The organism is Vibrio sp. SCSIO 43133 (assembly GCF_023716845.1).
GTDB lineage: Bacteria > Pseudomonadota > Gammaproteobacteria > Enterobacterales > Vibrionaceae > Vibrio > Vibrio mediterranei.
In genome coordinates this window covers 2,466,681-2,482,578 of sequence record NZ_CP068024.1, presented here as the reverse complement: position 1 = coordinate 2,482,578, position 15,898 = coordinate 2,466,681, and the positions used below count along the sequence as shown (strand labels likewise).

General features: G+C 45.0%; 12 protein-coding genes. 6 read left to right on the top strand and 6 right to left on the bottom strand.

What is annotated here, in order from left to right:
- Positions 1 to 23 precede the first annotated feature (23 nt).
- The gene (locus tag JKJ11_RS11650; protein ID WP_252038226.1) at positions 24 to 827 is read right to left on the bottom strand and encodes an HAD family hydrolase; all 804 of its coding nucleotides are present in this window, start codon (positions 825 to 827) and stop codon (positions 24 to 26) included.
- 169 nt (positions 828 to 996) lie between these two features.
- Positions 997 to 1,767, bottom strand: coding sequence for a glycoside hydrolase family 16 protein (locus JKJ11_RS11645; protein WP_006072955.1), 771 nt, complete (start codon positions 1,765 to 1,767; stop codon positions 997 to 999).
- Between the two features lie 434 nt (positions 1,768 to 2,201).
- Here JKJ11_RS11645 and JKJ11_RS11640 point away from each other — a divergent pair, with 434 nt between their 5' ends.
- Positions 2,202 to 3,188, top strand: coding sequence for a glycosyl transferase family protein (locus JKJ11_RS11640; protein WP_006072956.1), 987 nt, complete (start codon positions 2,202 to 2,204; stop codon positions 3,186 to 3,188).
- Between the two features lie 49 nt (positions 3,189 to 3,237).
- Here JKJ11_RS11640 and JKJ11_RS11635 read toward each other — a convergent pair whose 3' ends face one another.
- The 3 genes from JKJ11_RS11635 to JKJ11_RS11625 all read right to left on the bottom strand — a co-directional run bounded on the left by JKJ11_RS11635 (position 3,238) and on the right by JKJ11_RS11625 (position 7,947).
- Complete coding sequence (locus JKJ11_RS11635) at positions 3,238 to 4,605, bottom strand: TrkH family potassium uptake protein (RefSeq protein WP_252038224.1); 1,368 nt, start codon at positions 4,603 to 4,605, stop codon at positions 3,238 to 3,240.
- The gene (locus tag JKJ11_RS11630) at positions 4,602 to 5,264 is read right to left on the bottom strand and encodes a potassium channel family protein (RefSeq protein WP_006072958.1); all 663 of its coding nucleotides are present in this window, start codon (positions 5,262 to 5,264) and stop codon (positions 4,602 to 4,604) included. The genes JKJ11_RS11635 and JKJ11_RS11630 overlap by 4 nt, the downstream gene beginning before the upstream one ends.
- 193 nt (positions 5,265 to 5,457) lie before the next feature.
- Positions 5,458 to 7,947, bottom strand: coding sequence for a molybdopterin oxidoreductase family protein (locus JKJ11_RS11625; protein WP_252038223.1), 2,490 nt, complete (start codon positions 7,945 to 7,947; stop codon positions 5,458 to 5,460).
- A gap of 427 nt (positions 7,948 to 8,374) precedes the next feature.
- On the opposite strand from JKJ11_RS11625, the gene cobA reads away from it, so the two are divergent.
- The 5 genes from cobA to JKJ11_RS11600 all read left to right on the top strand — a co-directional run bounded on the left by cobA (position 8,375) and on the right by JKJ11_RS11600 (position 15,520).
- Positions 8,375 to 9,181: a uroporphyrinogen-III C-methyltransferase gene (cobA, locus tag JKJ11_RS11620; RefSeq protein WP_231892929.1), complete on the top strand. Its 807-nt coding sequence runs from the start codon at positions 8,375 to 8,377 to the stop codon at positions 9,179 to 9,181.
- Between the two features lie 17 nt (positions 9,182 to 9,198).
- The gene (gene nirB / locus JKJ11_RS11615; RefSeq protein ID WP_252038222.1) at positions 9,199 to 11,754 is read left to right on the top strand and encodes a nitrite reductase large subunit NirB; all 2,556 of its coding nucleotides are present in this window, start codon (positions 9,199 to 9,201) and stop codon (positions 11,752 to 11,754) included.
- A gap of 51 nt (positions 11,755 to 11,805) precedes the next feature.
- Positions 11,806 to 12,144, top strand: coding sequence for a nitrite reductase small subunit NirD (gene nirD, locus JKJ11_RS11610; protein WP_006072963.1), 339 nt, complete (start codon positions 11,806 to 11,808; stop codon positions 12,142 to 12,144).
- A gap of 55 nt (positions 12,145 to 12,199) precedes the next feature.
- The gene (locus JKJ11_RS11605; RefSeq protein WP_252038221.1) at positions 12,200 to 13,669 is read left to right on the top strand and encodes a NarK family nitrate/nitrite MFS transporter; all 1,470 of its coding nucleotides are present in this window, start codon (positions 12,200 to 12,202) and stop codon (positions 13,667 to 13,669) included.
- Positions 13,670 to 13,771: 102 nt separating this feature from the next.
- Positions 13,772 to 15,520, top strand: a complete 1,749-nt coding sequence (locus tag JKJ11_RS11600) for a bifunctional protein-serine/threonine kinase/phosphatase (protein ID WP_252038220.1) — start codon at positions 13,772 to 13,774, stop codon at positions 15,518 to 15,520.
- Between the two features lie 4 nt (positions 15,521 to 15,524).
- On the opposite strand, the gene JKJ11_RS11595 is transcribed toward JKJ11_RS11600, so the two are convergent.
- A complete protein-coding gene (locus tag JKJ11_RS11595; protein WP_006072966.1) occupies positions 15,525 to 15,782 on the bottom strand; it encodes a hypothetical protein in 258 nt (85 codons plus the stop codon).
- Positions 15,783 to 15,898: the final 116 nt, after the last annotated feature.

The window sequence follows — 15,898 nt, the reverse complement described above, 5'->3', positions numbered from 1 at the left end:
GTCGATGACATGCTCTTTTTGTATCACTCGATAGTGGCTAAGTATTTATCTACCACTTTCAATACACCTGCTTCATTGTTGCTTGGAGCAATAAATCGACTCAGTTTCTTTATCTCAGGATGTGCATTGTCCATAGCGTAAGAGTGGTAGCTCTCTTTTAACATTTCAACGTCATTGAAGTAGTCACCGAAGCTCATTGTTTCTTCAAACTTAAACCCTAAATGCTGTTGCAAGAAACGAATAGCAGCCCCTTTTGAGGCTTCTTTATTCATGACATCCAACCATATTTTTGCGCTTACCACCACTTGATACTCATTGCCAAAAAGATCATTGATGGTTGGGAAGACATGTTGCTCAGCCCCCTCAAAGTTGCAGATCGCGACCTTGATAAAATCGTCTTCGACAGAGAGTAGGTCTTCGACATACTCGCATCGATGATAGTATTTACGGATTTCTTCAAGCGCTCTAGGATCCTGAGTTTCAATATAGGCTGAGTGCTTACCGCATAGAACCATATAAGTGTTATCTATAGATCGGGCAGTTTTGATGATCTCTTTTGCGGCGGCCGTATCTAATGTGCAGCTGTAAAGCTCCTCATCGTTTTGCATGACCAGCGTGCCGTTTTCTGCGATAAAAATCAGCTCATCTTGAATAGAAGAGAACATGTCTTTAAGGCTGTAGTACTGACGGCCGGAAGCTGGTGCAAAGTGAATACCTTGCTCTTTAATACGCTCGTAGAGAGGGAAAAAATCTGGAGTCAGTTGACCGTTTGGGTCGAGCAGTGTGCCATCCATGTCCGTTGCTATAAACTTGATTGTACTGTGCATATATTATCGCTGTTCAAATGGTAAGAGACGTGTGCAGTATACGTAAATCGACGCGATGGTGAAGTAAATAACTGGAATCTTAGTTAATGACTTGGTCACGTTGACGACAGACGGTTCAGTTGTTGGGTAAATAGGTTCTTATCACACTCAAAATCACCTTAAGAGATAGCTAGTTATTGCATTTCGAACGTGTGAAACGGAAATTTCGATAGTGGGCCGAATGGTGAGCGCCAGTACTTTGATCGTACAACCCAGCCCAGTTTGAGAGCTCTGGCGCGGTGGCCCAGATATTCATCATCGCTCTTAGCTTCGTATCGGATTGGCTAGGAATAGGTTGTGTTTCAGTATTGCGCACTTTGTATACCAGTTCATCGTCGATGTACCATTTTATGGTGTTTCTATTCCACTCTATGGCGTACTTATGAAACTCATCTGCGGCGTCAAAATCTAGGTAGTGAATATATTCATTACGCTGCTCGTAGCTATCGTCGTTACTCCAAAAATTAAACTGTACCAAGTTGGTGTTCAGGCCAATAAATTCAATGTCAATTTCGTTATGGATTCCATTGCCACCTTCAGGCTGATCGTAGGGACCTGCAAACAGGAAGAACGCGCTCACGACACCTTCCGCTTTGACAGGCTTCATTTCTACCTCAAAACAGCCGTTCCCATAAAAGCCTTGAGTGCGTATCTCTCCTGATACGATCTCTGGATAGCCATGATTGTCGATGATATTGGATAAGTTGAGTGCCAACCCCTGTGGACTAAATTCTGCGTGGTCGTGTTGCCATCGATTTAAAAACGGATAACCGTTCTCCCACCCGTCGGCTATAAACCAACGATTGGTGTCTAATGAGGTCAGCGGGTCGTCAAATGCTTTCCCAGCCTCGGCAGAAGTGGCAAGACACACCATAGCAAGTGTTGTAGTCGTTGTTTTCATTATCGAGTCCTTTCATTGGCTTAGAGCTTTCACCTCGGGCTGAAATCGCTGTTATGGCCCGCTCTTTATAGTAGTTGTGGACGACTGACAATCCATCAGAGCGTTGTAACAGTTTTGAGAAACAACAAAGTTAAGAATCACACTATTGGTGCAACTGCATGATGATAGATCACAGTAAGACGTGGTAAATACAAAGAAATAGATACAAATTGTTGATATTTAGTGACTTTAATAACTGGCAATGTTCTTGCAGTGACATGAAGACTTCTAAATAAGAAGCGTGACATAAAGTGTCTCACTAATAATCAGTTGGCGACGGTGCGTTCTCATTCATTCGAGGCGCACCTTTTTTCTATTGAGTAAGGGATATGTTGTGGCGATGGCTAATTCTTGGATTACAATGGGTGAGTCAGTACATATAAAAAGGATTAAGTTTGTCGATTATTAAAGAGTGTATTCGCACGGTTGGCCGTGGGTCTCGTGGACGTGGTCCGTTAACTCAGGAACAAGCTAAGCAAGTGATGGAAGAGTTTATCGATGGACAGATCGGTGATGATCAAATGGCTATGTTGATGATGCTTATCCGCGTCCGCGACGAAACCCCAGAGGAAATCGCGGGCTTCGTGGAAGGTTTGAAACCTCATTACCCAGATATTAGCGCTGATTTCGACTGGCCATTATATGCGGGTAAAAGAGTAGGGCAGTCATCGGGAAAACCTTGGCATCTTATTGCTGCGAGCATTTTGGCGGAACATGGTGTACGGGTGGTGTTGCATGGCGACTTGGATAAAGAAAGTGATCGCTTACATGCAAAAGACTGTTTGGGTACACTGAATATTTCCAAAGCGGAAGATTTAGCTCATGCACAGCAACTTCTTGACCGCGATAATATTGCCTATTTACCGCTGAACCACTTTTGTCCACTCGCCAAGAAAATGTTGGATTGGAAGCATCGCTACGGTCTAAGAACACCGATCAATACTGTTATTCGAGCCCTGAATCCAGCGAATGCACCTTTTGGTATGCGAGGAAGTTTTCACCCGGGTTTCCAAGAACTGCACGCCAAAGTCGAACATCTTCTCGCTCGACATGGAAGAGACAACAATGACTATCAACGAATGCTATCGTTCAAGGGACAAGGTGGTGAAACGGAATACAATCCGAAAGTAAGCCAAACTGTGTGGTGGGTCGAATCCGATACGATTCATTCTGAGTACGTTGAAGAAAGTATGGCCGAGCTAGCGCTTCCACAACACTGTCCATTACAGACACCGCAAGAAGAAATGCAGTTGATGGCAAATACCGTTGTATCCACATTGACGGCAGCGCTGTTTTCAATTTCAGGGGATTGGCAACAAGCATCCGAGAAAGCAAACCAATACTGGAATGGTTATTGCGAGACTCCACACTCAAGTTGTTAAGTAATAAACAGGCGCAGCCATTGACCGCGCCTGTTTTAGTTTACCGTTATTAACCTGTCAGGACGTTGTCTTCAGGGTATTTTAGTAATGTCGGTTTTGGTCTGGCTAGCATGTAGGCTAAGGTTAGTGGTCCAACACGACCAATAATCATCACGACAATCATAATCCACTTACCTTCGGTATTGAGTTGAGCAGTTAAACCTGCTGTTAGTCCGACGGTAGCAAATGCCGATATGGTTTCAAACAACACTTGTTCAAATTTTGCCTGTTGGGTGACCATAAGTAAGAACATGGCGATAGTCAAAATAGCGCCGCTCACCACTATGATTGCAAGCGACTTAGTGACGGTCTGCCAACTAACAGTGCGATTAAAGATCTCCACGTATTGTTTCTGCCTTAAGAATGCCCATGTGGCATAGAAGGCAACTGCGAATGTCGATACCTTAATACCACCACCTGTCGATGTAGAGCCTGCACCTATCAGCATTAAGATAATCATAATCAGTAGGGCAGGTTGCCCAAACTGAGCGATATCAACGCTATTAAAGCCAGCAGTACGAGCACTTGCCGACTGGAAGAATGCGGAGAGCCATTGTCCACCAAGAGGTAAAGCCCCTAAAGTTTCTGGGTTGGTGCGTTCCAGTAAGAAGAAAAACAGTGTGCCGCCCAACAACAAGATGGGTGTGGCAGTGAGCATGATTTTTGTATGTAGCCCTAGCCTAGAAAAGCCTTTCTTACCGTTGATCGCAAGATCACTGACCACGGTAAAGCCCAACCCGCCGAAGATGAATAACCCAGACAAAACAAGCAGAACGACTGGCTCTGATGCGAAACTCATCATACTATCTGAGAACAAAGCGAAGCCGGCGTTATTAAAGGCGGAAATCGCGTGAAATATCGAATAAAACACGCCTTGAGACAAGCCCATTTCGGGGACCCAGCGTATTGCTAGGACAGCCGCGCCGATAGCTTCGGCAATGAAGGCAAAAATGATGATTTTCTTTACTAAGCCTTTAATATTGACCCGGCGATCTTGGCCAAGCGCCTCTTGAGCCAAGGCTTGCTGTTTCAGACTTAATCTAACACCAAACATGTAGAGTAAAACCGCTGAAAGCGTCATTTGCCCAAGGCCGCCAATTTGCATCAACAGCATCAGCAACACTTTCCCTGAAGTCGTGAAATGCTGACCAGTATCGACCACACCGAGTCCAGTCACACTGATAGCGGATGTCGCCGTAAAGAAGGCGTCGCTAAAGCTCAATCCGGTAACCGAAAATACGGGTAGTGTCAGCAGCAAAGCAGAGGGTACTAAAACCGCCAAAAAGCTTGCTACTATAAGGTAAGGCTCTGATGGTACTGCTGATTTCCTAGTGAGTTTAATCGGGTAAATCAGACCTTTTTGGAAACGACGATTCATGACAGTCTGATCTTTTCGTGCAGGTCTTTTTCTGGGCCAGCAACAATGATCATGTCACCAATTTCAAGTGTTTGACTCATTTTGGGGTTGGCGTCCAGCTCAGGACCGCGCTTGAATCCCAGCACTTTAACATTGCTAGCTTGGCAAATGGCGACGTCAGCCAAGGTTTTGCCCATTAACTTATTGCCAACGACGATTTCGGTTAGCGCTAAGCCACTTCCTAGTTCATTGAAAGCAATCACTCGGTTATCAAGCATACGCTGCGCTACTCGGATACCCATATCTCTTTCAGGCATGATGATTTTATCTGCCCCTATCTTTTGCAAGATTTTGTACTGGAACTTGTCATTCGCCTTAACCCACACTTTCTTCACTTTGGCTTCTTTAAGCACCAGTGTGGTGAGAATACTGGCATTGATGTCATTACCTATGGATACCATCACCATGTCGAACTCATTCAGTCTGAGCTCTTCAACGGTTTCTTCTATCGTACAGTTGGCAATGATGCCTTGTGCGACGATTTTAGATACTTCCTTTACACGATCTTCATTGATGTCGATAGCAAGAACTTGAGCACCGGCTTCAGATAACTCTTTACAGATACTCATTCCAAAACGCCCTAAACCAATCACGGCGTATTGTTTGGTCACTGCTTTCATAATATCTACCTGCTTACTTTGTTTTTATGCATTCGGAGCTTAACGCTAGGTGGCTGTTGTTTAAATATAGTATTAATTATCGGATAAAAATTTCAGTGTTATCTGACAATAACAGCGGTTCACGTAAATATACATTAAGCGCCTAAAACGTAGACAGGTCAATGCTCTATTCGATTCGGCTATATCGAGGAGATTAGGCTCTACTCATAAACTGGCTTTCCAGATGGTCGTTGGCTGATTGCTCAAACAAAGATGTCAACCAGTCTAGGTCATGTTCTTGTATCGTGGTTTTTACTATAAAGGCTCGTTGCATAACATTGGCGCTAATGACTGCTTTGCGATGTTCCAAATCCGTAATACCTCCATCAAATGACAGTGTTTTGTTGTTCTTTACAGCAATGATGTTTGTGAGCTGTACGATGAGCGACATGGCATCACATTTCGAGGCTATACGATACAAGTAGCCGGATTCAACCTTCTGTTTCACCCAGTAATCCATGTCAATGAGGCTTAACGGAGTGCGGCTGATGAGCAACGCTTCACACTGTTTTGGCCAAAGCTCTATTGATACTGGGGTATGTTTGAATTCGGGTTGGCCAGAAAAAGGGTCAGTATTGGGCGAGATAAGTTGACACGCTTTTGCATTACTGGCGGTTGCTAAGTTCCAGTGAATGGGTACAAAGGCGTGCTCAGCAGTCACGCCGGAATCTACCGCCACCCGCATGTGAATATTGGCGTGTGGGTTGGATAGCTCTGCGATGTCTCCAGATTTAAGTCCCCACATGAGCGCCGTATCAGGATGCAGGCTTATAAACGGTTCTGGAGTATGAGAGGCCAGATGAGGTGACAATCCAGTACGGCTCATGGTGTGCCAATGATCTCGCGTCCGGCCACTGTTAAGCAAAATAGGCAGTGCATTGCTGGTTGTTTGTTGTGGGGCTTGATAACCCGTGGCGACAAAGTGTGCTTTTTGGTCAGCAGTATAAAACTGATGTTGGTTAAACAATCGCTGGTTGACGATATCGGTTTGTAACGTTAACACTGGCCATTGTTGCGGAATAAGCGTGTTATAGCCTTTGTCATCCAACTGAGTTAACCCACTTAATGTCAGATCACGCTGTTGACCGCCCTCATTACCTAAGGTCGTCATGCGAGCATACTCGTTGAAGATTTGCCCCTCATGTAGATAATCAAAAGTATTGGTGAAACCCATTTTCATTGCCACCTCGCTTACTATCCACCAATCAGGCATAGCCATGCCAGGGCTGGGAAGCAATCGACGTTGTCTTGAAATACGGCGCTCAGAATTGGTGACCGTGCCCGATTTCTCGCTCCAACCTTGTGCGGGTAAAAGCACGTCAGCTAGTTGGGCGGTTTCGGTTTCCTTAATACAATCCGAGACCACTACAAACGGGCACTTTTGTAGCGCTGATTTTATTTTTTCTGAGTTAGGTAGACTCACCATGGGGTTGGTTGCCATGATCCAAATCGCTTTGATTTTTCCTGCTTCGACTGCGTCAAACAGGTCGATCGCTTTAAGGCCAGGCTTAGTGGCAAGAGTGGAGGTTTTCCAAAACTCACTAATTAATGAGTGATGCTGTGGATTATCAAACTCCATATGACTTGCTAATGTGTTTGCCAGTGCACCTACCTCTCTTCCTCCCATTGCATTAGGTTGCCCAGTGACAGAGAAGGGGCCCATGCCAGGCTGTCCAACTCTGCCTGTAGCGAGATGGCAATTTAGAATGCTGTTGACTTTGTTCGAGCCACTGCTGGATTGATTAACGCCTTGCGAATAGATGGTGACGGTTTTTGGGGTGTTAGCAAACAGAGTGTAAAACTCTTCAAGTTGCGATTGAGTTAGCCCTGTGATGGAACCAACGTCGACCGTCTGCTTCGCAACGGCCAACGCGTCATCAAACCCTTGCGTATGGTGTTCTATGTAGTTTGCGTTGAGCTGTCCCGTCAGTGAGAGATGATTCAATAGCCCGTTGAACAGAGCAACATCACTGCCAGAATGAATGGCGAGGTGTAGATCGGCAAGCTCACAAGTTGCGGTTTGACGAGGATCAATTACCACCACTTTCATATTTGGATTATTCTGCTTAGCAGTCTTTAAGCGTTGAAAAAGGACCGGATGACACCACGCCAAGTTAGAACCAGTAATGACAACCAAGTCAGCCAGTTCGACATCTTCATAGACCACGGGGACAGTATCGCTGCCGAAAGCACGTTTATGGCCTACGACGCTCGAGGCCATACATAACCTGGAATTACTATCGATATTGCCGCTGCCAATAAAGCCCTTCATGAGTTTGTTGGCGACATAGTAATCCTCAGTGAGCAACTGACCTGATACATAGAATGCGACAGAGTCAGGACCATGTTGTTGAATGGCCTTCTGGAATTGCTCAGCGACAAGAGACGTCGCCTCATCCCAAGTCATAGACTTTTCCTCTAAAGCATCAATGCTGCGAGTGCGATGGATCGGTGATAAAAGGCGACCGTCGGTAATGACCGTATCCCCAAGTGCGATACCTTTGGTACACAGTTTGCCATAATTGGAGGGATGCTGTTTGTCGCCTCTTATTTCCAGAAGACCGTTTGCTTTTGGTCTCGCTTCAACACCGCAACCGACTCCGCAATAGGCACATGTTGTCTTAATCCAGCCTTCTTTAGTCATAACCTTTATCCTTGCTGATAATTTCCGTTAATTGTTGTTGAAAGCAAAACGCGCGCCATTGGGGCGTTGTTGGGTTAAATATGTATTTATCCCTAATATAGTCAATTAATACAAATGGTTAGCCCATATACCACTAAAGTGGTATATGGGCTTTTTTGACAAAATATCAGTTATTTATTGTTTATTTGCACTGTTTTGGGATTTATCGCACTAAAAATGCTCAAAATCTTCTCTAATTGGATTTTTGTGGGTGTTGTTTTTGTGTTTCTAAATCAAAGACTGAAATTATATTTCATTGTTTTTAAAGAGTTTATTCAAAAAATAACGAGACTATTATCATCGCTGGCATCCTTATTGCCTCTAAGTTGGCAAGCGAATAAAAAAATTTCGCCTGTCTATAAGGAGAAATGCCATGCAAGGAAATAGTATGAGAAGTAATCATATCTCATTGGTGGGTGCTGGACCGGGCGATCCTGATTTGCTCACGGTTAAGGCTCTTCGAGCAATCCAATCTGCTGATGTCATTATCTTTGACAATCTCGTTAGCCAAGAGATCAAGGCACTTTTTCCATCCAACAGCGAGCAGGTTTATGTTGGCAAAGCTAAGGGTTGCCATAGCTATACCCAGCAGCAAATTAACCAAACCTTAATCGACTATGCCCATCGAGGTGGACGAGTTTGCCGAGTTAAAGGGGGCGATGCCTTTATATTCGGTCGTGGCGGAGAAGAAATGCTACTACTCAAAAAACAAGGCTTTGATGTTGATGTTATTCCTGGCATTACGGCTGCTTCGGGGTGCACCACATACTCTGATATCCCGCTTACTCATCGCGGTTTAGCTCAAGGGTGTACTTTTATCACGGCCCATGCCGAAAAGGAATTGGACATACATTGGAAAGCACTGGCTGACCTGAATCAAACTCTCGTTATCTACATGGGATTAAGCAAAGCGGAGATGATTGCGAGCTCTCTTATAGACGCAGGTTTATCGGCGTCTACCCCCGTAGCGTTAATTGAAAACGGCTGTTGCCCAGCACAAAGAACGGTGCTGGGCAGTTTGGATGAGCTTGTCGAGTTAAGAGATAGTCATCAAATTCAGTCGCCTGCTCTCATTGTAATTGGCCAAGTGGTTAAAGTGGCCGAGCAAATGCAGTGGCTGTCGCAGCTCAACGAACGAGTATTGATGGAATCACCAAAACAAAATCAACAACACAAATTACAGCTGACAGCGTAATTATGAAAGGAAGCATTATGAAAACACAAAGGATTGTGGTGGTCGGCAATGGGATGGTAGGCCACAAGTTCATTGATAGCGTGATTGCTGCAAACGATGAGTCTGCGCAAATTATCACGTTTTCAGAAGAGTCGCGACTTGCTTATGACCGCGTGCAGCTTACCAGCTATTTTGATGACGACAAAGGTGCTGAGTATCTTGCGCTAACCGATGAAACTTACTATCAGAATCATGGGGTTAACTATGTCTTAAACGACAAAGTTGTCTCGATTGATACAGACCAAAAGCAGGTGACAACCGAAAGTGGGCGTCAGGAGAGTTACGATAAGTTGGTACTTGCCACGGGTTCATTTCCTTTTGTACCGCCCATTTCTGGTAATGACCAAGAACACTGTTATGTTTATCGCACCATTGAAGATCTAGATGCCATCGAGTCGGGCAGTAAAGTCAGTAAAACAGGCGTCGTTGTCGGAGGTGGATTACTCGGCTTGGAGGCCGCTAACGCGATTAAAAACCTTGGTTTAGATACGCATGTGGTGGAGTTTGCCCCGCGTCTTATGGCGGTGCAGCTTGATGAAGGTGGCGGCGCATTGCTGCGCAGGAAAATTGAAAATTTAGGCGTATCGGTACACACCGATAAAGCGACTACTGAAATTATTGCAGGTGAGCAGGCTCGCTATCGAATGAATTTTTCTGATGGTACTTACCTTGAGACCGACCTTATTGTCTTCTCGGCTGGCATTCGTCCTCAAGATGAGTTAGCGCGTCAAGCAGATATTGAGATAGGGCCGCGCGGCGGAATAGTGATTGATGATCAATGCCGCACCAGCGTCGAGGATATCTATGCGATTGGCGAATGTGCGTTGTGGCAAAATCAGATCTTCGGGCTTGTTGCACCGGGTTATCAAATGGCAAAAGTCGCAGCTAGCCAAATTGTCGATTCATTGGAGCCACTGGCATTTACTGGTGCCGATATGAGCACCAAACTTAAATTGTTGGGCGTTGATGTTGCGAGTATCGGTGAGGTTCACGGCAAGACAGTTGGTGCGCAGTCATACACCTACAATGACGAAATTGAGCAAGTCTACAAGCGGCTAATTGTGTCTGAGGATGGCAGTAAAATTGTAGGTGCTGTTTTGGTAGGGGATGCTGATGCCTACGGCAGCTTATTGCAACTCAAACAAAACGACATGGCTCTCCCAGACAGCCCTTCGGTATTGATTCTGCCTAATGTGGCTGACGATAGCTCAGCAGGACTCGGTGTAGATGCTCTGCCTGACTCTGCGGTGATCTGCTCCTGTTTTGATGTGACAAAGGGTGATATCAAACAAGCGGTGGCGAGCGGTTGTAACACGATGGCTGCGCTAAAAGATACCACTAATGCATCGACAGGTTGTGGTGGCTGTTCAGCGTTAGCAAAACAAGTACTCGATAGTGAGTTGATGAACCTCGGCGTTGAAGTGAACAACGATATTTGTGAGCACTTTGCCTATTCCCGTCAAGAACTCAGCGACATTATTCGCGTTAACCAAATTAAGACGTTCGATGAATTACTATCTAGCCATGGCTCTGGGTTGGGCTGTGAGATTTGCAAGCCAACAGTGGGCTCAATTTTAGCGTCGTTTTGGAATGACTATATTCTGGAAGAGCAACACATGGAGCTCCAAGATACCAACGATATCTATTTGGGTAATATGCAAAAAGATGGAACATATTCGGTGGTTCCTCGTATCGCTGGTGGTGAAATCACACCAGATAAATTGATTGTACTTGGTCAGGTAGCTAAAGATTTCGACCTGTACACCAAGATTACCGGAGGTCAACGCGTTGACTTGTTTGGGGCACAACTCAATGAGTTGCCTTTGATTTGGAAACGATTGGTGGAAGCTGGATTTGAAACCGGACACGCTTATGGCAAATCGGTACGAACGGTGAAATCGTGTGTCGGGAGCACATGGTGCCGCTATGGTGTCGGTGACAGTGTAGGTTTAGCTATCGACATTGAAAATCGTTACAAAGGACTAAGATCGCCTCACAAACTGAAGTTCGCTGTCTCAGGCTGTACTCGTGAGTGTGCAGAAGCTCAGTCGAAAGACATTGGTGTGATTGCCTCCGACAAAGGTTGGAACTTGTATGTGTGTGGTAATGGTGGAATGCGTCCTCGTCACGCCGACTTGCTAGCCACTGATCTTGATGAACAAACACTGATTCGCTATATCGACCGTATATTGATGTTTTACGTCCGCACTGCAGACCGTTTACAACGAACTTCTGTGTGGCTTGAAAACCTAGAAGGTGGCATTGAATACCTCAAACAAGTGATTGTCGATGACAAATTGAAACTCGCCGATGAGCTGGAAAAAGACATGGCTACCAATGTCGGTAGGTATCAGTGTGAGTGGAAAACCACACTCGAAAATCCAGAGAAACTAAAACGATTCCAACACTTTATTAATACCGATGAGCTGGATGGTAACCTTCAGTTTGTCAATATTCGCCAACAAAGATTCCCAACTAATAATAAGAAACAAGCGCTTGTTTTGGAGCAACGTATTGATGTTGTTGAAGTTTAACGACGTTGCCTCGCTATAGGCGAATGAAATTTGATAGTTAAGGAGAAGAATATGAGTCAGTGGTTAACTGTTTGCTCAACTGATGACTTAGTACCCCATACCGGAGTGTGTGCTAAAGTCGAAGATAAACAGGTCGCTATTTTCTATTGTCAGCGTAGCGACCAACTGTACGCGCTTTGCAATTACGATCCTTTTGGCCATGCCTATGTGATGTCTCGCGGCATTATGGGCTCGCTAGATGGCCAACCTTGTGTGGCTTCACCGCTTTACAAGCAGCACTTTAACTTACAAACGGGTGTCTGCATTGAAGAGCCAGAGGTCCAACTGACTCGGTTTGATGTACGAGTCAGTGGTAATGATGTTCAACTCAAGTTGCCACTTGCAGCTTAACTCTTCGTGTACAAGGAAACTTGATCAACAAATTGATCAGTAAAAGGAATTTGTTATGGAAAGCACTAAATTTAATTTGTTTTCGTTTTCTGGGAAGATGAAAACACTGCACTTAAGCTGGATGGCCTTTTTTATTACCTTTGTGGTTTGGTTTAACTTTGCACCATTACTTCAAATGGTAAAAACGTCATTGGGCTTATCAACACAAGAGATCAAAACCTTACTTATCCTCAACGTGGCGCTGACGATACCAGCGAGGGTAATCATTGGTATGTTGACCGACAAATATGGTCCACGTCTGGTCTACTCCGCATTGTTGGCAATATGTTCTATTCCATGTTTTGTTTTTGCGTTGTCAGATTCATTTATTCAAGCGGCTATCGCTCGTTTCCTATTAGGTTTTATTGGTGCAGGGTTTGTTATTGGTATTCGTTTAGTATCTGAGTGGTTCCCACATGATGAACTGGGTACTGCGGAAGGTATTTATGGTGGTTGGGGCAACTTTGGCTCAGCGGCGGCGGCTTTCACTTTACCAACCTTGGCTCTGATGTTTGGTGGTGACGACGGATGGCGCTATGCCGTTGGTGTGACGGGCCTAATGAGCTTGGTGTTCTCAGTCATTTTTTATCGTAACGTTCAAGATACGCCAAAAGGATCGACTTACTTTAAACCTAAACATTTAGCTGCGATGGAAGTGTCATCGAAAGGGGACTTTTTCTTCCTGTTGATCATGAAGATCCCTATGTATGCTGCACTTGCGCTACTCGCTTGGAAACTTGCGCCATCGAATATTGGTATGTTGAGTGACACAGTGGTTAACACCTTCTATGTGGGCTTAGTAGTCCTATACGGATACGAAGTTTCTCAAGTATGGAAGGTCAACAAATCTATCTTCTCTAAGCCAGTTCCGGAGATGCATCAATATAAGTTTAAGCAAGTAGCGGTTTTGAACGTGTTGTATTTTGCCACGTTCGGCTCGGAGTTGGCGGTGGTCTCGATGTTACCTCTGTTCTTCTCTGAAACGTTTGAACTGACGCCTGTTTTAGCAGGTATGGTGGCTTCAGCTTATGCCTTTATGAACTTAATGTCGCGTCCTGGTGGCGGTTGGATCTCAGATAAATTTGGTCGTAAATCGACATTGTTAATTCTAACAGCAGGTTTGGCTGTGGGATATTTCATGATGGGCCAGGTCAACAGTGAGTGGCCGTTGTGGCTTGCAGTATGCGCAGCCATGGTTTGTTCATTCTTTGTTCAAGCAGGTGAGGGGGCGGTGTTTGCGACAGTGCCATTAATCAAGCGCCGCATGACAGGTCAAATCGCTGGAATGACAGGCGCTTACGGAAATGTCGGTGCTGTGGTTTACTTGACGGTTCTGTCGTTTGTTGACTATCAAACCTTCTTCTATGTTATCGCGGGTACAGCGGTTCTTGGTTTCGCAACTTTGATGTTTATGGAAGAACCCAGTGGTCAAATAGCAGAGGTAAACGAAGATGGTAGCGTAACGTTAATCAACGTATCTCATTAATGGTAATCGGGGAGTGAGCATGAGCACTTAGCGTGCTCACTCGTTCAAAAGCTCTGCTTGCACAGAGCTTTTGTTCTCCGAAGGTCTAATTAGGGAATGATTATGGGATTACCGCTTAACCATCCACAAACGCTGACGACATCTTACGGAGGCGTGTCTTCTGCTGGTACTCGAAGCGAAAACCAAGATGCTTTTGTGGTTCGAGAGCCAAAACTACAAAGTGAGTTGGAAACCAAGGGTATGCTTGCTTGCATTGCCGATGGTGTGAGTTGCAGTGAACACGGGCAAAAAGCCAGTCACACCAGTGTGATGCAGTTTGTCGCCGATTATTATGCAACGCCAGAAAGTTGGAGCGTTCGGCGTTCGGCCATTCAGGTATTGACGTCATTGAATACTTGGCTATATGAACAGAGTTTAAAGCAACCGCTGAAGCATAATGGACTGGTTACCACCTTTAGTGCCGTTGTCGTCAAATCCAATACGGCGTATCTATTTCATGTGGGTGATAGCCGAATCTATTTGCTTAGACAAGGCAAACTCCGTTTGTTAACCAGAGATCATCAGCGGACCAACATCGGTAAAGCGGCGTACCTAACTCGCGCTTTAGGCATGGATAGCAAATTGGAGGTCGATTTTCAGACCGTAGCCGTCGAAACTGGCGATCTCTTCTTGCTCTCAACCGATGGGGTACATGATTTCATCACTGAGAAACAGTTGGTCAACGTTATCCAAAATCACCTCCAAGGCTTTGAGACACGAAGCCAAGCATTGACGGATCTTGCCATAGAAAATGGTAGCCAAGACAATGTCACCAGCTTATTGGTTTCTATCGATCATGTTCCCAACCTAACATTGCATGAGTTTCAACAACAATCACTTAACCAAGTGGTGCCACCCCCGCTTAAAGTGAACAACAGAATTGATAGTTACACGGTGACAAAAGTACTTCATGCTGGAACTCGAAGCCATGTTTATGAGGTGAGGCAGGAACAGACGGATCAGAAGTATATTCTCAAAGCGCCTTCTTTACTGCATGTGGAAGATAAACAGGCTCTACTCGACATAAGTAATGAGTATTGGGTGGGAACGCATGTGAATAGCCATCGAATCATGCGTACTTATCCACGACCTGCTAATTCTCCCTTTCTCTACTTACTATGTGAGCCGATAGAAGGGAGCACGTTGAGGCAGTGGATGCTTGATAATCCGACGCCGAGCTTAGACTCTGTGAGGAGTATTGTTTCTGAGATAGTAAAAGCGGTGCGAGTGTTGCAACGGTTAGATATGGTACATCGCGACTTAAAGCCGGAAAATGTGATGATATCAGAGTCGCTGCAAGTGACCTTGATTGATTTGGGGTCTGTTTCGGTAAAGGGCTTAGATGAAGCAAGACAAGAACAATGTGCTCAAATGCCTAAAGGCGCGGCGAATTATATTGCCCCTGAGTATTTGAATGGCAACGAAGCGACAACCGTATCCGATTTATTTTCTGTTGCGGTAATGACGTATGAAATGCTGTCTGGCACGCTTCCCTATAAAGCGGCGATTGCACGTAGTGTCGACAGTGCACGCCATCAACAGTGGAAGTATCAGAGTATTCAAATCACCAATCCTGAACTCCCGCTATGGTTGGATATGGCCTTAAAGAAGGCTTGTCATCACAATCCGCAACATCGTCATCAAGCGTTGGGAGAGTTCTTATTGGATTTGAGCCAGCCGAATAAAGCGTTAATGAAACAATATGAGACGAGCCCGCTCATTAAAAAGCACCCATTGCTCTTTTGGAAGGGAGCGACAGCATTGCTTGCATTATTGGCCGCCATCGAGTTGATGCTATTAATGATTCAATAGCTGTTTATTTGACGCGCATAAGCTGGTGTTTAGTGCGACCAAGTTCAAACACTAAGATTTGCGAGCGCTTCATGCTCTCGACTTTACTCAGCATCTCTTGATCGTAGCCTTTGCCTTTCATCCAAGACAACGGAGACGAGAACTGATCTTCATTGACCACATATGACTGGTCTTTGAGTATGGACTCGGAAACATGGACTACCCAAATGCGAGAGCGAAATTCGACCGCATTCGCAAGAGAATTGAGAAGTTTTTTTAGCATGAAAATGACTCAGTGCATTGAGTTAACAGACAATAAGGCGACCGATTGTTACAAAAATCTTAACAATAAGATAGGCAAAACAAGAAAATTCGTCTTACGCTTAATTTAAACGGGAC

Bases quoted from the DNA above. Each gene is read 5' to 3' on its own strand.
- JKJ11_RS11650 (WP_252038226.1), bottom strand. From the start codon at position 827: ATGCACAGTACAATCAAGTTTATAGCAACGGACATGGATGGCACACTG.
- JKJ11_RS11645 (WP_006072955.1), bottom strand. From the start codon at position 1,767: ATGAAAACAACGACTACAACACTTGCTATGGTGTGTCTTGCCACTTCT.
- JKJ11_RS11635 (WP_252038224.1), bottom strand. From the start codon at position 4,605: ATGAATCGTCGTTTCCAAAAAGGTCTGATTTACCCGATTAAACTCACT.
- JKJ11_RS11630 (WP_006072958.1), bottom strand. From the start codon at position 5,264: ATGAAAGCAGTGACCAAACAATACGCCGTGATTGGTTTAGGGCGTTTT.
- JKJ11_RS11625 (WP_252038223.1), bottom strand. From the start codon at position 7,947: ATGACTAAAGAAGGCTGGATTAAGACAACATGTGCCTATTGCGGAGTC.
- cobA (WP_231892929.1), top strand. From the start codon at position 8,375: ATGAGAAGTAATCATATCTCATTGGTGGGTGCTGGACCGGGCGATCCT.
- nirB (WP_252038222.1), top strand. From the start codon at position 9,199: ATGAAAACACAAAGGATTGTGGTGGTCGGCAATGGGATGGTAGGCCAC.
- nirD (WP_006072963.1), top strand. From the start codon at position 11,806: ATGAGTCAGTGGTTAACTGTTTGCTCAACTGATGACTTAGTACCCCAT.
- JKJ11_RS11605 (WP_252038221.1), top strand. From the start codon at position 12,200: ATGGAAAGCACTAAATTTAATTTGTTTTCGTTTTCTGGGAAGATGAAA.
- JKJ11_RS11600 (WP_252038220.1), top strand. From the start codon at position 13,772: ATGGGATTACCGCTTAACCATCCACAAACGCTGACGACATCTTACGGA.
- JKJ11_RS11595 (WP_006072966.1), bottom strand. From the start codon at position 15,782: ATGCTAAAAAAACTTCTCAATTCTCTTGCGAATGCGGTCGAATTTCGC.